Source organism: Richelia sinica FACHB-800, from assembly GCF_014698825.1.
Lineage (GTDB): Bacteria > Cyanobacteriota > Cyanobacteriia > Cyanobacteriales > Nostocaceae > FACHB-800.
The window spans coordinates 104,926-127,753 of record NZ_JACJTT010000010.1; the positions used below are offsets into that span (position 1 = coordinate 104,926).

Consider the following 22,828-nt stretch of genomic DNA (forward strand, 5'->3'; position numbering starts at 1 on the left):
GCTCTATGTTTTGTTTTAGTCCATTCATAGTCATCATCAAGTATTACTGATAGCTTTACTAGTTATTTATCTATAAATATGTGGAAATGAGGATTATAGTCTTTCCAGAGATTGAGACTCATTATCACAAGTTATTGAGAAATTTGTGAAGCTAACAGTAGTTTTGTGCCAAGGTATTGTAGTAATAATAGAGACATAATGACCCCTATTCCCTAGTCAAAGGTGGTCTAATAAATAAGTGCATCAATATTTTGATGTTAATCACAACATTACACGAACAATCTCTATGACATCAAGTAATATTTCAGATATTGCTTTGACCATAGCCTAGCTACCATCAGGCATTGAACAGAGGTTTATTAACTTTTATGAGGCTTTATTAAAGATTAAACAAATTCACGAAAACTTCTCTCTTAATCAGGTGAATCTTCTCAGATAAACAATGCTATTAAAAAAATAAGTTCAGAAGTTCTACGGATATACTCAACCAAAAATAATCAGTAAAATACTCTTGAGATTAAAAAAATATTTCAGAATGTGGCAGTATAGCAATTTCCTATGATGCTGATGATAATTTGCTAAAACATAGAGCCGAAAGATCATATTCTCAAGCCTGATAGATAGCACCACCATCAGCAATATATATAAATCTATCGTTGATATACATCACCATATCCTGAGCATTCATACATACAAACTATTCCGACCAGTGAGAAGGATAACTTCTCCTTCAATTTATTCGCATAGCACTGTATGGATAGTGTGGGTTTTCTAAAAGCTGACTGCTGAATCACTAAGGGACTGAATTAAGTATGACCCACCCAGAACTTATAGAATCAAGCAACTTACTGAATGAATTTAAGACCTGTACTCAGCTTCAATACAATGGGCAATTAAATCTCAAAAGTGCCAACGGTACTCGCTGGATCTTCTACTATCGTTTAGGGAGAATCGTGTGGGCAACTGGAGGGGTACATCCCTGTAGAAGGTTAAGGCGACTGATGGCGCAAAATTGCCCTGCTATAGATTTAGATAAACTGAGGTTTCGTGGTGAAGATGTTGCTTTTGACCATTGGGATTATCATCTTTTAGAAATCTTACATAAACGGCAAAAAATCCAACGGGAACAAATTCACGCGATTGTGGAAAGCACCATTGCTGAATTGTGTTTTGATTTAGCCCAAGAATTTGATTTTAGCCAAGTGACATGCGATCGCTCTCAGGAAGTGATTTTAGAAGCGCCAATGAGCTTCACCAGTTCAGACATGTCGATGAGATTGATGCAAGAATCCTGGTCTATGTGGTCACAAGCAGGCTTGGCGAAGATTTCTCCCAACTTTGCTCCTATTATTCGTAAACCAGACCAACTAGAACAACTGGTCAGTCCCCCTGTATATAAAAACTTTATCAACTTAATTAATGGGAAATCGACTCTGCGCGAGTTAGCCATGAAAATGAAGCAGAACGTGATGCCTGTGGCCCGTTCTTTGCTGCCTTATATTCTCAAAGGTATTATTGAATTGGTGGAAGTAGCAGACATTCCCTTTACACTGGCTGATGCAGACAACCCCAAACCGAGAACCAGTAACGCGCCTGTTCCCCTCATTGCCTGTGTAGATGATAGTCCTTTAGTCTGCAAAATGTTGGAAGAAATTATTACTGGTAACGGCCTAAGGTTTACCAAAATTCAAGATGCAGTACAAGCTTTACCAATTCTCATCCAAGAAAAACCAGACTTGATTTTCTTAGATTTAATGATGCCTATCGCTAGTGGCTATGAAATCTGCACTCAAATCCGACGTATTCCAGCTTTTGCTAATACACCTGTGATCATCCTCACGGGTAGTGATGGTCTGTTAGATCGAGTGCGCGCGAAAGTAGTAGGTTCGACAGACTTCATGTCTAAACCAATAGTCGCTGAACGAGTGATGAATGCGATTCGCAAATATTTGAATGTGTCTAATCGTTTATTGGTTGATAGGTCTGCATAAATTGCACCAAGATGGAGTTCACCGACTGAATTGCCATCTGACAACACATTACACAGACTCATATATAAAAACTTAGCCTTGAGAGGCTGAATTTTGGGAACTACAACTTGAGAAATACTCCAATTAGTATTGAGTTAATCACCAGGATATCAGCTAAATCCTTCAGAGTATTTTTTCATCAGTTGTTAATCCGGTGTTAACTTAGTTAATCGTTGTTATCGGTTAATTAACTGTTAAAAATCAGCTTTTGAACTGAATTATTGATTGTAAATTTCTGTTGAAAAATTCAGACTAGATTGGCAAATCTTTATACAATTAAATACTAGTATTTTAGGAAAATAAAACTGCAAATCATTAGTAGGCAAGATTTTCATAAGTTTTAAAGAATTGTCCAATTATACTCTGTTATACTAGTGTGTGTTCACCATTAAATGACAATTTTCATCTGTAAATAAAAGGAATTACTATGAGTACAATTTTGGTAGTTGAAGATGGTTTAACTGATATGGAAATCATTAGTCGCTACTTACAACAAGCCGGATATTCTGTAGTTGGGGCAAAAAGTAGTGAAGAAGCCCAAGAAAAAATCGATAAAACCAAGCCAGATGTAATATTTTTGGATGTAATTTTACCGGGAAAAAGTGGTTACGAAATTTGTCGAGAATTAAAAAATAATCCCAATACTAGCACTATACCTATCGTTTTTTGTTCAACTAAAAATACAGAGGCTGACAAAATGTGGGGTAATATGCTCGGTGCCTCAGCCTATTTATCTAAACCCATTGATAAAGAAGAATTAGTGGTGACCATCAAGAAGTTAATTAAGAATTAAAGACAAGCACAGTTCTCAATTCATTTGATTAATTATAGCAATAGACAGAGCAGTTATGACATTAACTAAGGCTAAAAATTAGTGAGCCAAAGAAAGGCTTTTAGCACTGTCACCTGTTAACTGTCACCTGCTATATCTTAGTGATGGAAATTCCCTCAAAAAGTTTTTTACTGAACTCAGGGAAAATAAGGTTGTCAAACCTAGGGAACTTCCAATTACCATAAATCTATAAATAATGTCTAAACTTTTCTATCTACAATCACTCAGAGGTATCCCCTGAGATAGATTCGTCTGGCTAATAGTAAAAATCTCCAATTACCCAGTAATGAAGTTATCAGGAAATTAATGTTAGAAACAAAACAAAAATTCTTAAGTTTTAATTTAGGAGTGAAAGATACAGCGGTAATTGCCCTAAATCATATCACGGAAGTGTTACAAGTCTCCCTAGCAGAAGTTTGTGGAGTTCCCCAAATGCCTAATTGTGTATTAGGTATATACAATTGGCGGGGAGAAATGCTGTGGTTAGTGGATTTAGAAGAAATGCTGGGTTATCCCTCACTCTTAAAAAACACAAATTTACTCTCGAAGATGATGGCAATAGTCCTAGAGAGTGAAGGCAAATACTTAGGCTTATTAGTGAGGCAATTGTTAGATATAGAGTGGTTAGACACACAGCATTTGAAATTGCAATCAGCAGAATTATTTTCCCCAGGAATTTCACCATTTTTACATGGTTATTTTATCAATGGTGATGAGCAAATTATGTTCAACTTAGATGCCAACTTAATTATGCAGTCTCCTTTGTGGGGCAAGCATAATTGATAGGTAAAGCCAGGAAAATAAACCGTTAATCAATCTTTGATGATTATCAGGTGCCTACAAAAAATCAAAATCTATTTACAACAAATAATCGAGGGTGTACAGATGACAACTTTATATGAAAGCCCCAGCGACAACAGCGGGAATGTATATGAAGTAGAAACTTTAGAAGTTAAACCAGAAAACGGCAATATTCATCATCAAGATCCATCGGTATCGAATGTAATCGCCCAAGAATTTAAAGTATGGCGACAAAGGTTTGAAAATATTACCATCCATATGCGTCAAGCCTCTGATTTAGAGGCTTTATTGAAAACTACGGTCACCCAAGTTAGAGATAAATTTGGATGCGATCGCGTTGTTATTTATCAATTTACCAGTGATGAAGCTGGGACAGTGGTTGCAGAAAGCAGAGGTATCTCTTGGACACCGACCTTAGGGGAAAATCTCCCTGCAATTTTATTTGGTTTATATACCAATCAAGATTATGTAGAACCTGTGGTGATTAACGATATCAACCACATCAAAGTTACACCCTATCAACAACAATTACTAGAAAAGTTTCAAGTCAAGTCTAGTTTGAGTCTACCAATTTCTATTGAGGGCAAAATCTGGGGATTGTTGGTAGTCCATAATTGTGTTTCTCCCCGCACCTGGCAAGAGACAGAAACTACTTTATTATCGCAAATCTCTACAGAAATTACTTATAGATTGCAAAAGTTCAATTTACAAAAAGAACTGCAACAATCTTCCCTAGCTAAACAATCGGTAGCCAAAGTCATTACTAAGATTTTGCAACAGCCGGATGTAGAGAAAATCTTTCAAACCACTACTCAAGAAGTCCGCCATTTTCTCAAATGCGATCGCGTGGGAGTTTATCGCTTCAACCCTGATTGGAGTGGTCAATTTGTGGCGGAAGCGGTGGGTAATAATTGGGTGAAAATCGTCACCCCAGATTTTCAGATGGTGTGGGAAGATACCCATTTACAAGAGACCAAAGGGGGACGCTATGCCAAAGGCGAAACCTTTGTGGTGAATGACATTTATAAAATTGGCCACACCCAATGCCACGTGGATATTTTAGACCAAATAGAAGCTAAGGCTTATATTATTGCCCCGATTTTCTCCGGGGAAAAATTGTGGGGTTTATTAGGTGCTTATCAAAATACAGGCAGTCGGGTTTGGCAAGATTGGGAAATTAGCTTCCTAACTCAAATCGGCTTGCAATTTGGGGTGGCAATTTCCCAAGGGGAATACCTGCAACAAGTACGGCTGCAATCGGAACAATTAGAACAAATTGCTAAACAAGAAAAGGCCTTAACAAAGATTGTTAACCGCATTCGTCAGTCCTTCCAAGTAGAAGAAATCTTTAAAACTACCACCCATGAAGTCCGGCAATCATTGCGATGCGATCGCGTGGGTATTTATCGGTTTAATCCTGACTGGAGTGGGGAATTTATCGCCGAATCTGTGGGTACAGGTTGGGTGAAGCTAGTCGGGCCAGATATCAAAACTGTTTGGGAGGACACCCACTTACAAGAAACCCAAGGGGGACGCTATGCTAAAGGCGAAAACTTTGTGGTCAATGACATTTATCAAGTAGGTCATGCCCAATGCCACATTGATATTTTAGAGCAGTTTGAAGTCAAGGCTTATATGATTGTGCCCATTTTCTTTGGTGAGAAATTATGGGGACTATTAGCGGCTTATCAAAACTCCGGTACTAGAGTATGGCAACCTTGGGAAGTCAGCTTCCTCACTCAGGTTGGGTTGCAATTTAGTTTGGCCAAATCGCAAATTGACTATCTAGAACAAGTCCAAGCCAAATCAGAACAACTCGAACAAATAGCCGAACGAGAAAAAACCTTCAACAGAATTGTCAATCGGATTCGCCAATCTTTAGACGAAGCCGAAATATTCAGAATTACTACCCAGGAAATTCGCCAGTTATTAAAGTGCGATCGCGTCGCTGTTTATCAATTTCATCCTGATTGGGGTGGGGAATTTGTGGCTGAGTCTGTTGGTAGTGGTTGGGTGAAACTAGTTGGCCCCGACATCAAAACCGTGTGGGACGATACCAACTTACAGGAAACCCAAGGGGGACGCTATGCCAAAGGTGAAAGCTTTGTCGTTAATGACATTTATCAAACAGGCCATGCCCAATGTCACATCGCCATCTTAGAACAGTTTGAAGTTAAAGCCTATATGATTGTGCCGATTTTCTTCGGTGACAAACTGTGGGGATTACTAGCAGCCTATCAAAACTCCGGTACTAGAGTATGGCAATCTTGGGAAGTCAACTTCCTAGAACAGATTGGTTTACAGTTTAGTTTGGCTAAGTCCCAAATTGACTATTTAGAGAAACTGCGGTTGCAATCTGAGAAGTTAATGCAGATTGCCGAACAAGAAAAAGCCTTCACCAAAATCGTGAACCGCATTCGCCAATCTTTAGATATTGAAGAGGTCTTCAAGACGACCACTCAAGAAGTCCGTCAACTGTTAAAGTGCGATCGCGTGGCCGTCTACCAATTCACTCATGATTGGGGTGGAGAATTCGTCGCTGAATCCGTAGCTAGTGGTTGGGTGAAATTAGTAGGTATCGACACCAGAACCACCTTAAACGACCCCTGTTTACAACAAACAGAAGGTGGACGCTATAACAAAAATGACACCTTAGTGGTCAATGATATCCACCAAGCAGGTTTTGACCCTTGCTACGTGGAAATTTTAGAAGGTTACGAAGCCAAAGCTTATATCATCGCCCCTATTTTCTTTGGTGAAAAACTCTGGGGACTACTGGCCGCTTATCAAAACTCCAGCCCCCGCAATTGGGAAGAATCACAAGTCAACCTCATAGCCCGTGTAGGTGACCAGTTAGGACTAGCCCTCAAGCAAACAGAATACTTGAATCAACTACAAACCCAGTCCACCAAACTAGCAGAAGCAGCAGAACGAGAAAAAGCCGCCAAGGAACTGCTACAACAGCGTTCTATTCAACTACTAACCGCCTTAGGCCCTGCCCTGAGCGGTGATTTGACAGTACGTGCCCCAGTGACAGAAGACGAACTAGGGACTATTGCCGGGGCTTATAACAGCACCTTACAAGCACTTCGTCAAATCGTTCTCCAAGTTCAAGACGCTTCCCAACAAGTTGCCCAAACCTCCAGCACCAGCAATGCTTCCCTGGTCGGACTGACTGATTTAGCGAAAAAACAATCAGAGGAAATCAGCCAGGCTTTGAGTGAAATTCAACAGATGGTGGACTCTACCCAAGGAGTGGTTAGTAACGCCCAATTGGTACAAGTCGCCGTTCAACAAGCCAACAAAACTGTTGATTCTGGTGACATTGCCATGAACCAAACAGTTAATGCCATTCAAACCATCCGCGAAACCGTTGCCCAAACTAGCAAAAAGATTAAACGCCTGAGTGAGTCATCACAAAAAATTTCCAAGGTGGTGAACTTGATTGGTAACTTTGCTACTCAGACCAACGTACTGGCATTGAACGCGGCAATTGAGGCTACCCGTGCCGGGGAATATGGTAAAGGCTTTGCGGTGGTAGCAGATGAAGTACGTTCCCTGTCTCGTCAGTCTGCCGCTGCCACCATCGAAATTGAAAAATTAGTTCAGGAAATTCAAGCAGAAACTGGGGAAGTTGCGGTGGCAATGGAAACTGGTATTCAGCAAGTTGTAGAAGGAACTAACTTAGTCAACGAAACCAGGCAGAACTTAAATGCGATCGTGGCAGCAACCGCAGAAATTAGTCAACTGATTGAACAGATTACAGATGCCACTCAACAACAAATGAATCAATCTGTAGCTGTGACTAAATCAATGAATGATGTGGCAGAAATTGCCCATCAAACCTTTGGTGAATCTCAAGAAATAGCCACGGTGTTTCAGAATTTATCTGTCATGGCTCAAGATTTATTAGCAACAGCTAGTAAATTCAAAGTCAACTAGTAGCAGCAGCTAGGTTAGGGGTAGGCTGATCTGAAAGTATATAACTTTTTCAGTCTGCCCCGTACCATTAGGGATTAATGGCAAGATGAATAAATGAGCAATAAAAATTATGATTACAGATAATGAAATTCGAGAACAAGGCTATGCCTATTTCTTGGCAGAAGCACCGGAATTATTACAAATAATTGAACAAGATTTATTTACCTTAGCTGAAAGTTATAGTACCGCTAAAGTCCATAGTTTAATGCGAGCCACCCATACGATTAAAGGTGGTGCGGCCAATGTGGGACTAGATACAATCAACAAAATTGCCCATGCCCTAGAGGAAGTATTTAAATCTTTATATAATCCCGATGTAGTTATAGATTTAGAATTACAAAGCTTACTGTTAGAATCTTACGAATGTTTGCAGCTTTCCCTGACTTCAGAACTCACCGGGACTCATATTAATCAAGAAGAACTATTACAAAGAGCTACCCACGTATTTACACAAATTCAAACCAAATTAGGTGATGCCTTTGGTGCAGAAGCCCATATTCCCACTTCTGAAGAATTAGGTTTTGATATTGTCCAATCTATTTTTGAAGTAGGTGTTAAAGAACGCATTGATAGCTTAGTAGCAGCTATAGAAAATCAAGTTAGTGAAGCAGAATTAACAGAATTATTACGTTCTCAGGTAGAAGTATTTGTGGGTTTAGGGGAATCTTTGGGTTTACCAGGGTTTGGAGAACTAGCACAGACCATTAATCTAGCTTTAGATGCCAATCCTCATTTAGTTCAGGAGATTGCCTCCATTGCCCTAGCTGACTTACAACAGGCCCAACAACTCATTCTAGCAGGCGATCGCACTTCCGGTGGTTCCCCTTCCCCAGCTTTGCAAGCACTCACCACATTAGCTACAGAGGAGTCCTTAAATTTACCTCCTGCTAGTTCACTGGTGACAGTAGCACCAACAGCAACTTCATTGACAACTATTAATAATACTTTAGCGACTACTTTTTTTAGTATAACTTCTGAATTTTATCACTTTTTGACTACAGCTAGCCAGCCAAATCACGAACCGCTTAAACCTGCCAATGCTAAATTTTATTTAAAAGTTATTCGCTACATTTTTGGTTGGTTTAATCACTACCGAAATATTCCGGTAACTGGACTGAGCTTAAACTTATTAATCCCCCAATTCTATACAGAAGAGACAAATAATTACATTCAAGATTGGGTGAATGAATTTATCGAATTTGTTGAAGAGGAAGAAGATAGTCACAGCCTATGTCTTTATCGACGGGGTGTGATTTTAATTATTCTTTTATCTCTAGCTAACTATCAATATCATCTAGAAGCTGAATATATTCATTTTTCAATTCTTGACCACCTCAAACAACAAATTCGTAAATTAGGAAAAGAATATAAAAATTATCCCCCAATCACCGAAGTAGAAAAAAATTGGCTGGATAGTACCAAATTGCAAGCTTTACTCATTCTCAAAGAAGTAATTGACTCTCCATTAGAACTCAATAACGATAATCTTTTAGAATCTATATGGGGTGGAGAAACATTTGCTGATACAGAGGAAATAACCACAACAGAAAATCTGGCTTCTGAAAAATCAGAAGATATTCACAACGATAATTATTTAGAAAGCATTACTTCATCAGTAGTCAGTGAACAAGCCTTTACAGATAATTCTGAAGCTAGCAATAGACCTGATCACAATGTAGCTATTAATCAAGCGATAGAAGAGAAATCACCATCTTCTACTCATAAAAATGCCCGTCAGCCTTCCTTTGTCCGAGTCGATGTAGAAGGACTACACCGCCTCAATTACTTAACTGGGGAATTATTAATTTACCAAAAACGCCGCAGTTTATATGATGAGCAAATTCTTGAATTAATTGAACGGTTAAGTCAACAACTAAATCGTCATCAATCTACCTTGCAGGCATTACGAGAAATCCCATTACAAAGCAACAACCTTAATACCGTATCCCCAACACAAAAAGTCGCTGCTGTACTTTTTGATGAGTTAGAAATGGATTCATATACAGAATTTAATCTCACTCTCCATGAAGCCACAGAAGAGACTTTACAAATTCAAGAAACAGCAGAATCCCTAGAACTTCTTGTTCAACAAGCCCAACAAATTAGTGATAAAAAACAAACCTTAACGCTGAGTATTATTGATAATTTAGTGGAAGCAAGGATGCTACCTTTAGGAACTATCCTCAATCGCTTTCCCCAAATGGTCAGCAAACTCGGTAATGTTTATAGTAAGTTAGTAGAATTAAAACTCACTGGTACTCAAGTTTTAGTTGATAAAGCTATTGCTGAAAAACTTTACGATCCCTTATTACATTTAGTTCGCAACGCTTTTGACCACGGGATTGAGCCTCCCCATATTCGCCGTGAGCGAGGTAAATCCGAACAGGGTATCATTGAAATTTGTGCCTATAATCAAGGTAGCCAAACTGTTATTGAAATTCACGACGATGGCGAAGGATTAAATTTTGAAAATATCCGCCAACGAGCAATCAAACTCAATTTAATTCCTGATGATCAGGATGGCAGAAGCTATGGTCATCATCCTACAGAAGCAGAACTAATTGAACTAATGTTTTCACCAGGATTTTCCACTGCGGGACAAGTTAGTGAAATTTCTGGACGAGGGATGGGGCTAGATATTGTCAGAACTCAATTGCAATCTTTAAATGGTTCTATTTCTGTACAATCTTCGCTGCATCAAGGAACAACATTTATCCTCAAAATTCCTTTTTCTATGACTACAGATAAACTCATGCTAGTTCAGTGTGGGGGTGTGGTTTATGCCTTACTCCAAGATAGTATCGAGAAAATATTAATTCCCTCGACTCAACAAATCCAAGAATTTGAAGAAAAACAAGTTTTACTGTGGCACAACGGTGAAGATGAACAGATGGTCAGCTTGATGAAACTATCTGCATTGATATACTATAACGGTGCTATCAGTGGTAGTAGCAATATTCATCATATTACTAATAATGCAGAAACAGGGTTAATGAAAAATCCTGTCATTTTGATTCGCCGTCATCAGAGTTTAATGGCTTTGGAAGTAGATCAAATTATTGGTGAACAAGAATTAGTTATTAGACCTTTAGGCAGTGCAATGACTCCTCCTAAATATGTTTATGGTTGTAGTAGTTTAGCTAGTGGCAGCCTCATTTTAGTAATTGATGGGACTTTATTGGTAGAATCTCAGGAAATGCAAGCGACTTTAGATGTGAGGGAACTGCCATCTGCAAATAAAGCCACTTTAGCAATAGCAGAAGAAGAGAATTCCCCCTTACCTTTATTGTCTGCCTCTACTGCTGGGGAAAAAACTCCCACTCCTCCCAGCTTGCCTAGTAACATTAATCCAAAATCACCACAAGTGCTTTTAGTTGTGGACGATGCTATTAGTTTGCGGCAAACTCTTTCACTGACTTTACAAAAATCTGGCTATCAAGTCCTACAAGCTCAAAATGGGATAGAAGCCTTAGAACAATTACAACTGCATCCAGAAATTGAGGTGGTGATTTCTGATTTAGAAATGCCCCGGATGAATGGCTTTGAATTATTAAGTAACATTCGTCAAAATACCGATTTAAGTAAGAAGCCTGTGGTAATTCTCACCTCTCGCAGTGCAGAAAAACATCGTCAATTAGCTCATGCTTTAGGAGCTAATGCCTACTTCACTAAACCTTATTTAGAACATGAATTTCTAGCTAGCGTTGACAGTTTAGTGAAAAAATCCAGTAATAACTAAGGAATCAGGCAGTATTTTTTATACAATCTACATTTTCATGCGATCGCCTTTATCCTAAGATAGATTGAACTATTTTAATTTCTGATGGCTATATATAATTGTTCCTCTGGTTGATCTGAGAATGCTTATGCACATGGAAATACAGTAGTAATTGCTACTCAACGATCTCCTAAGGAACTTTTGACAGAAAATAAGCACTCATAACTTAAAGGTTCATACTCATGTTATTACTCAGTAGGTGGTAGACACTAGATATTTATTCTGGTGCTAACTTGGAGGCGATCGCATCATGCATTTTATCATTACAGGTGGAGCCGGATTTATTGGTTCCCATCTCACAGAAAATTTATTATCCGCAGATCACAGGGTGACTGTAGTTGATAACCTATCAACAGGCTGTCTGGATAACTTACCAGCCCATCCTCACTTAACACTAGTCAACAAAGATATCTTATCCTGCCAACCAGAGGACTTTACCACCCCCATTGATGGTATTGCCCATTTAGCAGCCACAGCATCAGTCACAGAGTCTTGGTTGCATCCTCTAGCGGCACACCATAATAATCTTTCTGCCACACTGGCAGTCATTGAACTATGCCATCACCTGAAAATACCCCGTTTGGTCTTTACCAGTTCAGCTGCGGTTTATGGCAACCCTGTTCAACTTCCCATCGCGGAAGACCATCCCACTGTTCCCCTTTCTCCCTATGGTTTGCAAAAACTGGTCGGTGAACAATACGCTAGCCTATTTAGCCAACAATACGATTTATCAGTAGTGACACTGCGGTTATTTAACGTTTTTGGCCCTCGACAAATGCCAAATTCTGCCTATTCCGGTGTTATTTCACTATTTACCAATGCCATGCAGCAGGGTAAACCAATTTCCTTATATGGAGATGGCAAGCAAACAAGAGACTTTGTATATGTTAAAGATGTAGCACAAGCGTTTGCTCAAGCATTAACAACTTCTCTCCCTTCTCGGTCTTGTCTAACTTGTAATATTGGTACAGGTAAAGCTATTTCTCTCTTACAACTAATAGACCTTCTCCAAGCAAGTTTTCCCAATTGGTTGCCAGAAATCAACTTCCTTCCTGCCCGTGTTGGTGATATTCAAGATTCTCAAGCTGATATTTCCAAAGCGTCGTTATTTCTCAATTTCACCCCCCATTGGTCTATTAAATCTGCTATCCCCAGCTTCGTTAAATTACTCACTTACAAATAAGTAATTATCGTGAATTAACATCCTCAAATAGATTGTTTTCTTGATTCATCTTTCATCACATCTGTTTTTATCCAACATAGAAAATATCTTTAAAAACAACTGTCATATCAATTTAAAAAAATGAAATAGTCTGTTGAGCACACTTCTCATTAAAAAGCTAATTGATTTGGTTTTATAGAGGTATTCCCCCAAAATATTCCCACAGCATTTTTTGCCTGCTAATTTAATCTAGAATTGCTATAGAGATGTATTCATGGGAACCCACAATCTTTATCGCTCACGGTTTGTTACTAAAATTTAAAAAAAATTAATCTTTTCTGTCATCTTTTATCATCTGTCACAAGAAATGATAAACATGTGGGAGTCTCATTTTGTGTAGTAATGAAGTATATTTACTACATAATTTTCCAATATCCTTTCAGTCAACTTCAACACATTAGTAAATTTTAAATTCAATACTTACGTATATATGCTCAAAGGAGTAGGAAGTGACCATCCTCAATGAAACTCAAATTACACAACTAAAGGAAATAATTTCCAATTTACGTGCCATCAGAGAAGAGAAATCCATATCTATAGAAGAAATCGCTCACCAAACATGTATTAGATTATTATTTTTACAAGCATTAGAAGCATACGATTTTGAGTTATTACCTGAACCTATCTTTATTCAAGGTTTTATTCGTCGCTATGCTGAAGCTTTGGGCTTAGATGGTAATTTTATTGCCAACCAATTTACAGTTAATATTATCTCAACAGAACCTCATCCTAAAAGTAATCACAGGCTATTTAAACCATTTTATATACCTTTATATATTCCTTATATTTTATTATTATCAACAGCATCATTCGGATTATTTTATATACTTAATTCTCCTGCAAAAAGTAAATTAACGGTTAATAAATCTCATTCAGCAACCTCTACAGCAATTTCTCAACCTGTAGTTTCTTCCAGCCCTTCATCTTTTCCTAAATCCAATGTTACTCCCAATGTGAAAGCGATTTCTAAACCAATAACTTCTCCTACTACATCTTGGGAAAAAATAATTGTCACATTAGAATTACAAGGGGAATCATGGCTGCAAATCAAAGCCGATGGAAAAACTGAATTTCAGGGAACTTTGAATAAAGGACAAAAGAGAAGTTGGACTGCTAAAAAAACTTTAACTGTGCGTTCTGGTAATGCTGGTGCTGTATTAGTATCTGTCAATCAACAGCAAGCACAGTTACTGGGAAATGCAGGTCAAGTTAAAGAAGTTACTTATCCAAGTAATTAAATTTTGGTTGAGGTGAGATGACAGATTCTTTATACTTAGCACCCAACCTTAAATAACCTATAATTTTGATATTGTCAAAACTATGTTGGAACGTGTAAAAATCGAAAATTTTTGTAAATTGGTGACAGTGAAAAGAGCGATCGCCCCAATGACTCCCAACTATCCACCAACTTAGATACAATCTATAAGCTGATATACCTGTGACTAAAACCAATGACAAGCACCACCACATCTACCTGGAAACTCCCCGAACTCCTTGCACCTGCGGGTAACTGGGAATGTGCAAAAGCAGCAGTGGAAAATGGTGCAGATGCTATTTACTTTGGTTTAGACAAGTTTAATGCCAGAATGCGTGCCGAAAATTTCACCGAAGCAGACTTACCCGAATTAATGCGATTTTTGCATCTGCGGGGAGTGAAAGGTTACGTCACTGTCAATACTCTGATTTTCCCTCAGGAACTTACCCAAGCACAGCAATATCTCAAAACCATCATCGCTGCGGGTGTAGATGCGATAATAGTGCAAGATGTGGGTATTTGTCGTCTCATTCGTCATCTTTCTCCTGACTTTCCCATTCATGCTTCCACCCAAATGACTATTACCAGTGCTGCGGGAGTAGAATTTGCCAAGTCTCTGGGTTGTCAGTTAGTGGTGTTAGCGCGGGAATGTTCTATTAAAGAAATTAATAAAATTCAACAGCAAATTCACCAACACAACACTTCCCTCCCCCTAGAAGTATTCGTTCATGGTGCTTTGTGTGTCGCTTATTCTGGACAATGTTTAACCAGTGAAGCATTGGGAGGACGTTCAGCGAACCGAGGAGAATGTGCCCAAGCTTGTCGAATGCCCTATGATTTAATTGCAGATGGGGAAGTTGTCGATTTAGGACACAGAAAATATTTACTGAGTCCACAAGATTTAGTAGGGTTAGAAGTATTACCAGAGTTAGTTCAATCTGGGGTAACTAGCTTGAAAATTGAAGGACGCTTAAAAGCACCAGAATATGTTGCTAACGTCACCCAAGTTTATCGACAAGCATTAGATAGGGTTGCAAATGCAGAGTCTCTGGAAACAGTTTCTGTCAGAGGTAAAGACCTCTACAATTTAGAAATGGCATTTTCACGAGGACTATATACAGGTTGGTTTGCGGGAATAAATAACCAAGAATTAGTTCACGCAAGATTTGGGAAAAAGCGTGGTGTGTATTTAGGAGAAGTTACCCACATTCGCAATGAACAGATAGCTGTGAAATTAGCAGCACCTGTCAAACCTGGTGATGGTTTGGTGTTTGACTGCGGACATCCTGAAGCAAGGGAAGAAGGTGGAAGAGTTTACGCAGTGGTAGAGAAGGGAAGAGAAGCTTTACTGACCTTTGGGAGAAATGACTTAAATCTGCATCGCATACATATAGGTGATAAAGTCTGGAAAACTAGTGACCCCGAACTAGATAAGCAGTTACGACAAAGCTATAGTGGAGAAAATGCCCAGTTTCTAAGACCGATTAATCTAGAGGTGTATGGAGAAGTTGGGGACAAATTAATAGCGATCGCTCGTGATGAACTTGCTAATATTGTCCAAGTAGCATCAGAAATCTTGTTGGTAGAAGCACACACCAAACCACTTACCACAGAAAAACTTCAAGAACAATTGGGACGTTTAGGTAACACACCCTTCTATTTAGGAAACCTGACCAACCACCTCCAAGGTAATCTAATGTTACCCGTAAGTGAATTAAACCGGATGCGTCGGGATATTGTCACCCAGCTAGAAGCATTACGCAGTCAACCCAAACCTTGGCAATTAAATCATGATGGAAAATGGCAAGATTTAATTACCCTGGAACCTTCCCCTGCTGACTCTCCTGTTTCTCTCATTGTGCTAGTGAGAAATCTTCAACAACTACAAGCAGCATTAGCAGCAGACATTACCACCCTCTACTGTGAATTTGAAGACCCGCGCACCTACCGAGAAGCTGTACAAATGGTGCAGGGATGGAGAACTGCCAAAAATTCCCCCCAAATACCAACCATTTGGGTTGCACCACCCCGTATCACCAAACCTGGGGAAACCTGGATATTACAACAAGTCCGCGCTTCCCAAGCAGATGGGTATCTCATTCGTAACTATGATCAGCTAGAATATTTTGCAAGCGATCGCTGTATAGGTGATTTTTCTCTTAACGTTGCTAACCCCTTAACCGCAGACTATTTTCAACAGCGGTTTCATTTAGAAAGATTAACCGCTTCCTACGACTTAAATATTCATCAACTTGAAGACCTAATTACCACTTATTCACCTGAATATTTAGAAGTCACAATTCATCAACATATGCCCATGTTCCACATGGAACACTGCGTTTTTTGTGCTTTTCTTTCCGATGGAACAGACTACACCAATTGTGGCAGACCCTGTGAAAAACATGAAGTCAAAATTAGAGACAGGGTTGGTAGCGAACATGTTCTCAAAGCTGACACAGGTTGCCGAAACACAGTATATAACGGTACTGCTCAAACAGGTTCAGAATATGTACAAAGATTAATCTCTTTAGGTTTACGAAATTTGAGAATCGAATTTCTCAATGAAACACCAGAACAAGTAGAAAAAACCATCTTTTATTATCGTCAGCTTGTGCAAGGAGAAATTACAGGTTCCCAACTGTGGCAAAAGTTAAAGTTGCAAAATCAGTTAGGTGTTACCCGTGGTGCTTTAGGTATGATGTAGCAAATGAGAGTAAAATCTTTGTATATATATAGGACTTACGCACAAGTCACGGAATAATGAACCACGAAGACACGAAGAGTACGAAGGAAATAGGGTTTGAGAGATATTTTGCGTAAGTCCTAATATAAACTAAAAAAAGTCAAGCAAGAATAGCGAACAACAAATATCGCTGTTCACACATTCAGCTTGACTGAACCGAGCATATAATTCTGCATGAGTGGTACTATTGTACCATTAATTAGGGAAAAACTCGCAGTTTAAATTTGCACATGGACGGGAAACACACCCAAAGCAATTAATCTTGCTGGTAAGTCCTGCAAGATTGGTAAGCGCAATAACAGCGGTGGTTGAAAAGTTTGATTTTCATTGAGAATGAGTGTAAATATTCGTTGTTGAATAAAGCTTTGAAAAGCTTGAATAATACGTGTAGGTAGTTCCCTTTGTTGTTGCACCTTGGCTAAATCACTGACCTCAACATGGTGATTTCGCAGGGGTTTAGTCAGGACATTAGCTGTTACCACCGCATCCTGAATCGCATAATTAATACCTACACCACCCACCGGGGACATGATATGAGCAGCATCACCTATTAATAAAATTCCTGGCTTATACCAATGTTTCACACGATTGGACTCTACACACAAAAAGGCAATTTGTGACCAATCTTGTAATAAATCGATACGTTTACCCAAACCATCAGAGTCAACATTTAACTCTGGTACAACTTCCACAATTGATTGTTTAAATGCTGCCAAACCAGCTGCCCGCAACTCCTGATAGCCACCTTTGGCAATAATATAGCCTAGTTGCCATTCATCTCCCCGGTCTAACATGACCACGATTTTACCGGGTGCAAACCGTCCCATCCCCCCTGCAACATCATTTGGATAGCGAGGAAGCCGAAACCACAGCACATCCATGGGGGCAGAAGTTTCAATTGATTCAGCCCCCATTAACTGCCTTAATTTTGAGTGTCTTCCATCCGCTGCAACGGTGAGTGTTGACCTGATTTCATGCCAACCACCTTGGCCACGATAACGCACACCTTGAACAACGCCATTTTCCTCAATCAATTCCTGGACATTAGCACCAGTAATTAGCTGGAAATTAGGGTATTGTTGGGCTTCTTGGGTGATAAATTCCAAAAATTTCACCTGGGGAAGCATCATGATATAGGGGTAGGGAGTGTGGAGACGGCTGAAGTCTCCTATGGTAAAAGTGCCTTGGGGAGTTTTGATTTGGATGTGACGCATTTTACCATGAGGCAATGCTAACAGGCGATCGCTCAACCCCAACTCCTCCATAATTTGCATCACCGATGGATGAATCGTATCACCGCGAAAATCCCGGTCAAAGTCCTTGTGTAATTCCAATAATTTCACAGCAATACCCTGACGTGCCAACAACAGAGCTAGTACAGCCCCTGCTGGGCCACCACCCACAACACAACAATCAGTAGTTTGTGTATCTAAAATTTCATGAGTTTTATCCATAAAACCTCCTGAAAACCAAGGAGGGCAAATACTTGAGTAAAAATCTCAATTTATCTATTCAAATCACACCCTGAATAACTTTATTTTTCCCTTTGCGCCCACTTAAATCAAATACTCTCACCCTCCCATTCCATCCTACCAACGAATTCCCAAACCTACTAATACTTAAAAATGTCTAAATTATTACCTATTCAATGGTACTTTAGGGTATTGGTAAAGTAATCTTTACCACCAAAACTCACCAAGTTTTTCCTTATATTTATTCCTTAAGCAATTTGTCAACCGTACCTGATGCCATTTGTTATGAGAAGAAACTTACAAAAAATTGCTATTTCTCTCCTCATTACCAGCACCGCACTAATATCACCATTATCAACATCTGCCCAAACTCTTACTGTTTCCGACTCATCAGACCCTATAGAACAAGTCACATCTGTTTCCCAACTGTCAGACGTACAGCCCACAGATTGGTCATTTCAGGCATTGCAAAACCTGGTAGAACGCTATGGTTGCATTGCTGGATATCCTAACGGTACTTTTCGTGGGAATCGAGTTATCACCCGTTATGAATTTGCAGCAGGTTTAAACGCCTGTTTAGATAGTATCTTCCAGAGAATTGCCGTACTGGATAGCTCAGAATATGCCAGCAAACAAGACCTAGAAACTCTGCAAAAATTACAACAAGAATTTGCCGCAGAATTAGCCAGTTTACGAGGTCGTCTGGATGCCTTGGAACCACGCATCGCGACAATTGAGCAACAACAGTTTTCCACCACCACTAAATTTAATGGACAGGTCTGGTTTAACCTCTCCGGTGCCTCCACAGGTGGTAATGTCAAATTTGAATCAACTCCCGCCATAGATGGCTCAGTACCCGCAGCTGCCCCAGATGGTGGAGTTAGATTAGCAGGGAGAGACCCAGCTGGTAAGCCATTGGTGCAAAGAACGAATAAAGCCTCTACCACTTTGAGTTTTTTCAGCAATTTAACTCTCAATACGTCTTTCAATGGTCAAGACTTACTCGTTACCCAGCTAGCAGTAGGCAATGGTATTTCCCCTAACAATCAATTTGCCTCGGCTGGGTTCTTTAATACCTTCGGTGTACCATTTACCGACCAAACAGCAGGTACAGTCAATGGTAGTCCTGATGTAGTTCTGCAAACTCTCTCTTACACCTTTCCTGTCAATGATGCAGTCCGCGTCACTTTCGGGCCCCGCGTCAATTGGTACAATTACTTTGACTTTAACCGCTTTACCTATTACTTAACAGGTGCGAGTAGTTACGACTCCATTGATAATACCCTCACCAATGTAGTTGACACCGGTTCAGGAGCAGTGGTTGAGTGGAATATCAACAAAAATTGGCGATTTGCTGCCGCTTATTTAGGAGAAAACATTCCCTTCTTGCCCAGTGAATATGGGTTTAATACCTCCAGTAACCCAGAATATGGTTTATTTGGGGGCACAAACTCCACAACAGCAGAATTAACTTATATACCTACAGATAACTTGAGTTTTCGGCTGTTATACAGCTATGGAAGAATTCAAGCTTATGCAGGACAAGTGGGAGGATCAATTGGTGAACCCCTACCCTACGGTTATGTCGATGCTGGGCCAGGCTATTCAGTGTTTGACCCCACCACAGGCTTAACTAGCGATGGTGGATTATCCTATGCCTATGCTCATACTTTTAGCTTCAATTTTGATTGGCTAATTACCCCTCGATTTGGTATTTTCGGACGTTATGCCTATGGTGCTACCACCTTGAAGCCCATTAATCAAGCTGTTAACACCCAAGCATTTCAAGTAGGTTTGGGTTTCCCAGATTTGGGGAAAAAGGGGGCATTAGGGGTAATTAGCTTTGTGATGCCAATGGATATATTAAGTGGACGTAAATACTTTGTGGCTGGTGGTGGTGATGGTGGGACAATGTACGAGCTAGAAGCCTCATACTACTACCCTATTAACGATAATTTTGCGATCGTCCCTGCTGTTTACACCATTTTTAACCCCAACAATTTCGATAGCAACCCCAATATTTATATTGGTAATCTCCGTGCTCAATTTAGCTTTTAATCTCTTCCTTTGGTCTTGAGGTGAGATCAAAATCCTCTAACCTGTCACCTGTCACCTGTCACCTGTCACCTGTCACCTGTCACCTGTCACCTGTCACCTATCACCTGTCACCTGTCAAAGTCCCATCTGAAATTTTGAAATCCTGACTTGAGCCTCTAAAATTAGAGCAAAAGACAAATCCGAAAAAACACCACATTCCATGCGTATTTCTCTAAGCTGGCTGCGTGAACTAGTAGAGATAACACTAAGTCCAGAAGAATTAGCTCAAACCCTAACAATGGCAGGGTTTGAAGTAGAAGATATTGAAGACCGTCGTACTTGGGCAGATGGCGTGGTTGTGGGGAAAGTCCTTGAACGTCAACCCCACCCCAATGCAGATAAACTGAGTGTTTGCCAGGTAGATATTGGTGCAGCCGAAACCTTAAACATTGTCTGTGGCGCTGCGAATGTCCGTGCAGATATTTATGTCCCTGTGGCAACTACAGGTACTTACTTACCAAATATCGATTTAAAAATTAAACCTGCCAAACTGAGAGGCGTACCATCTCAAGGGATGATTTGCTCTTTAAAAGAACTGGGTTTACCAACAGATATTGATGGCATTCATATTTTCTCAGAAGAAAACCTCACTTTGGGAAGTGATGTGCGTCCATTGTTGGGTTTAGATGATGTGATTTTAGATGTGACAGCCACTGCTAACCGGGCTGATGCCTTAAGTATGGTGGGTGTTGCTAGAGAAGTGGCAGCTTTAACTGGTGCAAAACTGTCCATTCCTGAACCAGGAGAAATCACAAATCATCAAAGTGCCAAATACTTAGGGGTGCAAATTCAAGAACCCCAAGCCTGTCCTGCTTATATTGGTACGGCGATAGAACAAGTAACAATTGCTCCTTCTCCCGATTGGTTGCAGCAACGCTTACGGGCAGCTGGGGTGCGGCCAATTAATAATGTTGTGGATATTACTAACTATGTGTTGTTAGAATGGGGACAACCACTCCACGCTTTTGATCGGCAACGTTTACAGGCAGTAGGGAGTAATGAAAATATTACTCTTGGTGTGCGCTTTGCTGCATCTGGAGAAACCTTCAAAACTTTGGACGGACAAACCCGGACTTTATCTAACCAGAATTTGCTAATTACCGCCAATAATCAAGCTGTAGCTATAGCTGGGGTAATGGGTGGTGAAGAAACGGAAGTTCATGAAGGCACACAAAGCTTAGTTTTAGAAGCAGCGTTATTTGATTCTGTAGCTATTCGTCGTTCTTCCCGTGCTGTGGGTTTAAGAAGTGAATCGTCTGGTAGATACGAACGGGGAGTGAACAGCGCAGGATTAGAAATAGCTTGTCGTCGTGCCCTGGCTTTAATTAGTGAATTGGCCGGTGGTGTGATTGTACAGCAGGAAATTGCTGACACCCGCACTGACCCTTCTACTTGGTCACGGTCTATTACTCTGCGGTTGGAAAGAGTTAATCAAATTTTAGGCCCTGTTGATTTGAGTGAAGAACCAGGGGAACTGGAACCAGGAACTGTTGAGAAAATTCTCACATCTTTGGGATGTGAATTAACTCCTGGGGAAGGGGGAACTTGGACGGTGAAAGTTCCTCCCTATCGCTATCGAGATTTGGAAAGGGAAATTGATTTAATTGAAGAAATTGCTCGTCTTTATGGTTACGACAATTTCTGTGATACTTTACCGGAAAAGCCAGCAACTGGCTATTTACCTTTAGACCAAGAGTTGCTGCGGAAGTTGCGTGCTTATTTCCGGGGAGAAGGTTTGACGGAACTCATTCATTATTCTTTGGTCAAGCCAGGGGAAGATAGACAAGTTGTTTTATCCAATCCTTTATTTACCGAATATTCTGCCTTAAGAACTGATTTGATTGCTGGATTGATTGATGCTTTTCAATACAATTTAGAACAGGGAAATGGGGCGTTAAATGGTTTTGAAATAGGCAGCATTTTCTGGCAGGAAGAAGAAGGTTTGCAAGAAACTGAGGTCTTGGCTGGGATTATTGGTGGTGATGCCACTGTGGGTAAATGGTCAAGAGGTGGACGTGAACAGCCTGTGAGTTGGTTTGAAGCGAAGGGAATTTTAGATGCTGTTTTTACTCGATTGGGGTTAGAGGTTGAATACCAGCCTGAGAATCGAGATTCCCGTTTACATCCAGGACGGACTGCTTCGTTGTGGTTACGTGGGAATAGATTGGGGACTTTTGGACAGTTGCATCCCCAATTACGTCGTGACAAGGGCTTACCAGATGCGGTGTATGTCTTCCAACTAGATTTAGATGTGTTGTTGGATGCTTTAGATCGAGATGAGTTGCTAGTTCCCCGGTTCAGTTCCTATTCTACCTATCCGGCAAGCGATCGCGATATTGCTTTCTTTGCACCAGTGAAAATCACCGTATCGGAAATCGAGAAAGTTATTACTAAAGCTGGTAAAGGGTTGCTAGAGTCCGTAGAACTGTTTGATGAGTACCGTGGTGAACATGTTCCAGCAGGACAGCGGAGTTTAGCCTTTCGCTTAGTTTATCGTACCAGCGATCGCACTCTCACCGATGCGGAAGTTCAACCAGTCCATGAAAAAGTCCGCACTGCTTTAGTGGAAAAATTCGGTGTCAGTCTCAGAAGTTAATTAGTAAGTAGTTAGTAATGG

The 22,828-nt window shown here is 40.1% G+C and carries 11 protein-coding genes; 10 read left to right on the plus strand and 1 reads right to left on the minus strand.

Annotated features, from left to right (window positions below; genetic code table 11):
* Nucleotides 1-812 precede the first annotated feature (812 nt).
* From H6G73_RS10275 to H6G73_RS10310, 8 genes are all read left to right on the plus strand, one after another.
* Nucleotides 813-1,991, plus strand: coding sequence for a response regulator (locus H6G73_RS10275; RefSeq protein WP_190603977.1), 1,179 nt, complete (start codon nucleotides 813-815; stop codon nucleotides 1,989-1,991).
* Between the two features lie 466 nt (nucleotides 1,992-2,457).
* The gene (locus H6G73_RS10280) at nucleotides 2,458-2,823 is read left to right on the plus strand and encodes a response regulator transcription factor (protein ID WP_190603979.1); all 366 of its coding nucleotides are present in this window, start codon (nucleotides 2,458-2,460) and stop codon (nucleotides 2,821-2,823) included.
* A gap of 345 nt (nucleotides 2,824-3,168) precedes the next feature.
* Nucleotides 3,169-3,645 carry a chemotaxis protein CheW gene (locus H6G73_RS10285; protein ID WP_190603981.1) on the plus strand — a complete coding sequence of 159 codons (477 nt, stop codon included), beginning with the start codon at nucleotides 3,169-3,171 and terminating at the stop codon, nucleotides 3,643-3,645.
* Between the two features lie 102 nt (nucleotides 3,646-3,747).
* A complete protein-coding gene (locus tag H6G73_RS10290) occupies nucleotides 3,748-7,605 on the plus strand; it encodes a GAF domain-containing protein (protein ID WP_190603983.1) in 3,858 nt (1,285 codons plus the stop codon).
* Between the two features lie 109 nt (nucleotides 7,606-7,714).
* Nucleotides 7,715-11,383: a hybrid sensor histidine kinase/response regulator gene (locus tag H6G73_RS10295; protein ID WP_190603986.1), complete on the plus strand. Its 3,669-nt coding sequence runs from the start codon at nucleotides 7,715-7,717 to the stop codon at nucleotides 11,381-11,383.
* Between the two features lie 289 nt (nucleotides 11,384-11,672).
* Nucleotides 11,673-12,605, plus strand: coding sequence for an NAD-dependent epimerase/dehydratase family protein (locus tag H6G73_RS10300; RefSeq protein WP_190603988.1), 933 nt, complete (start codon nucleotides 11,673-11,675; stop codon nucleotides 12,603-12,605).
* A 488-nt stretch (nucleotides 12,606-13,093) separates the two neighbouring features.
* The gene (locus H6G73_RS10305; protein ID WP_190603990.1) at nucleotides 13,094-13,882 is read left to right on the plus strand and encodes a helix-turn-helix domain-containing protein; all 789 of its coding nucleotides are present in this window, start codon (nucleotides 13,094-13,096) and stop codon (nucleotides 13,880-13,882) included.
* Between the two features lie 213 nt (nucleotides 13,883-14,095).
* Entirely contained in the window at nucleotides 14,096-16,603 is a 2,508-nt protein-coding gene (locus H6G73_RS10310; protein WP_190603992.1) for a U32 family peptidase, read from the plus strand.
* A 257-nt stretch (nucleotides 16,604-16,860) separates the two neighbouring features.
* Here the strand turns inward: H6G73_RS10310 and H6G73_RS10315 are convergent, their stop codons facing one another.
* Nucleotides 16,861-18,096, minus strand: a complete 1,236-nt coding sequence (locus H6G73_RS10315; protein ID WP_190603994.1) for an FAD-dependent oxidoreductase — start codon at nucleotides 18,094-18,096, stop codon at nucleotides 16,861-16,863.
* A gap of 303 nt (nucleotides 18,097-18,399) precedes the next feature.
* Here H6G73_RS10315 and H6G73_RS10320 point away from each other — a divergent pair, with 303 nt between their 5' ends.
* Together H6G73_RS10320 and pheT are read left to right on the plus strand one after the other, a co-directional pair.
* A complete protein-coding gene (locus H6G73_RS10320) occupies nucleotides 18,400-20,172 on the plus strand; it encodes an iron uptake porin (RefSeq protein WP_206756233.1) in 1,773 nt (590 codons plus the stop codon).
* Between the two features lie 199 nt (nucleotides 20,173-20,371).
* Nucleotides 20,372-22,807 carry a phenylalanine--tRNA ligase subunit beta gene (gene pheT / locus H6G73_RS10325; RefSeq protein ID WP_190603998.1) on the plus strand — a complete coding sequence of 812 codons (2,436 nt, stop codon included), beginning with the start codon at nucleotides 20,372-20,374 and terminating at the stop codon, nucleotides 22,805-22,807.
* The last annotated feature ends 21 nt before the right edge of the window (nucleotides 22,808-22,828 follow it).

What these genes read in the sequence shown, in the direction of transcription:
- pheT (WP_190603998.1), top strand. Translation starts at nt 20,372, where the DNA reads ATGCGTATTTCTCTAAGCTGGCTGCGTGAACTAGTAGAGATAACACTA.
- H6G73_RS10285 (WP_190603981.1), top strand. Translation starts at nt 3,169, where the DNA reads ATGTTAGAAACAAAACAAAAATTCTTAAGTTTTAATTTAGGAGTGAAA.
- H6G73_RS10310 (WP_190603992.1), top strand. Translation starts at nt 14,096, where the DNA reads ATGACAAGCACCACCACATCTACCTGGAAACTCCCCGAACTCCTTGCA.
- H6G73_RS10295 (WP_190603986.1), top strand. Translation starts at nt 7,715, where the DNA reads ATGATTACAGATAATGAAATTCGAGAACAAGGCTATGCCTATTTCTTG.
- H6G73_RS10315 (WP_190603994.1), bottom strand. Translation starts at nt 18,096, where the DNA reads ATGGATAAAACTCATGAAATTTTAGATACACAAACTACTGATTGTTGT.
- H6G73_RS10290 (WP_190603983.1), top strand. Translation starts at nt 3,748, where the DNA reads ATGACAACTTTATATGAAAGCCCCAGCGACAACAGCGGGAATGTATAT.
- H6G73_RS10300 (WP_190603988.1), top strand. Translation starts at nt 11,673, where the DNA reads ATGCATTTTATCATTACAGGTGGAGCCGGATTTATTGGTTCCCATCTC.
- H6G73_RS10320 (WP_206756233.1), top strand. Translation starts at nt 18,400, where the DNA reads ATGAGAAGAAACTTACAAAAAATTGCTATTTCTCTCCTCATTACCAGC.
- H6G73_RS10280 (WP_190603979.1), top strand. Translation starts at nt 2,458, where the DNA reads ATGAGTACAATTTTGGTAGTTGAAGATGGTTTAACTGATATGGAAATC.
- H6G73_RS10275 (WP_190603977.1), top strand. Translation starts at nt 813, where the DNA reads ATGACCCACCCAGAACTTATAGAATCAAGCAACTTACTGAATGAATTT.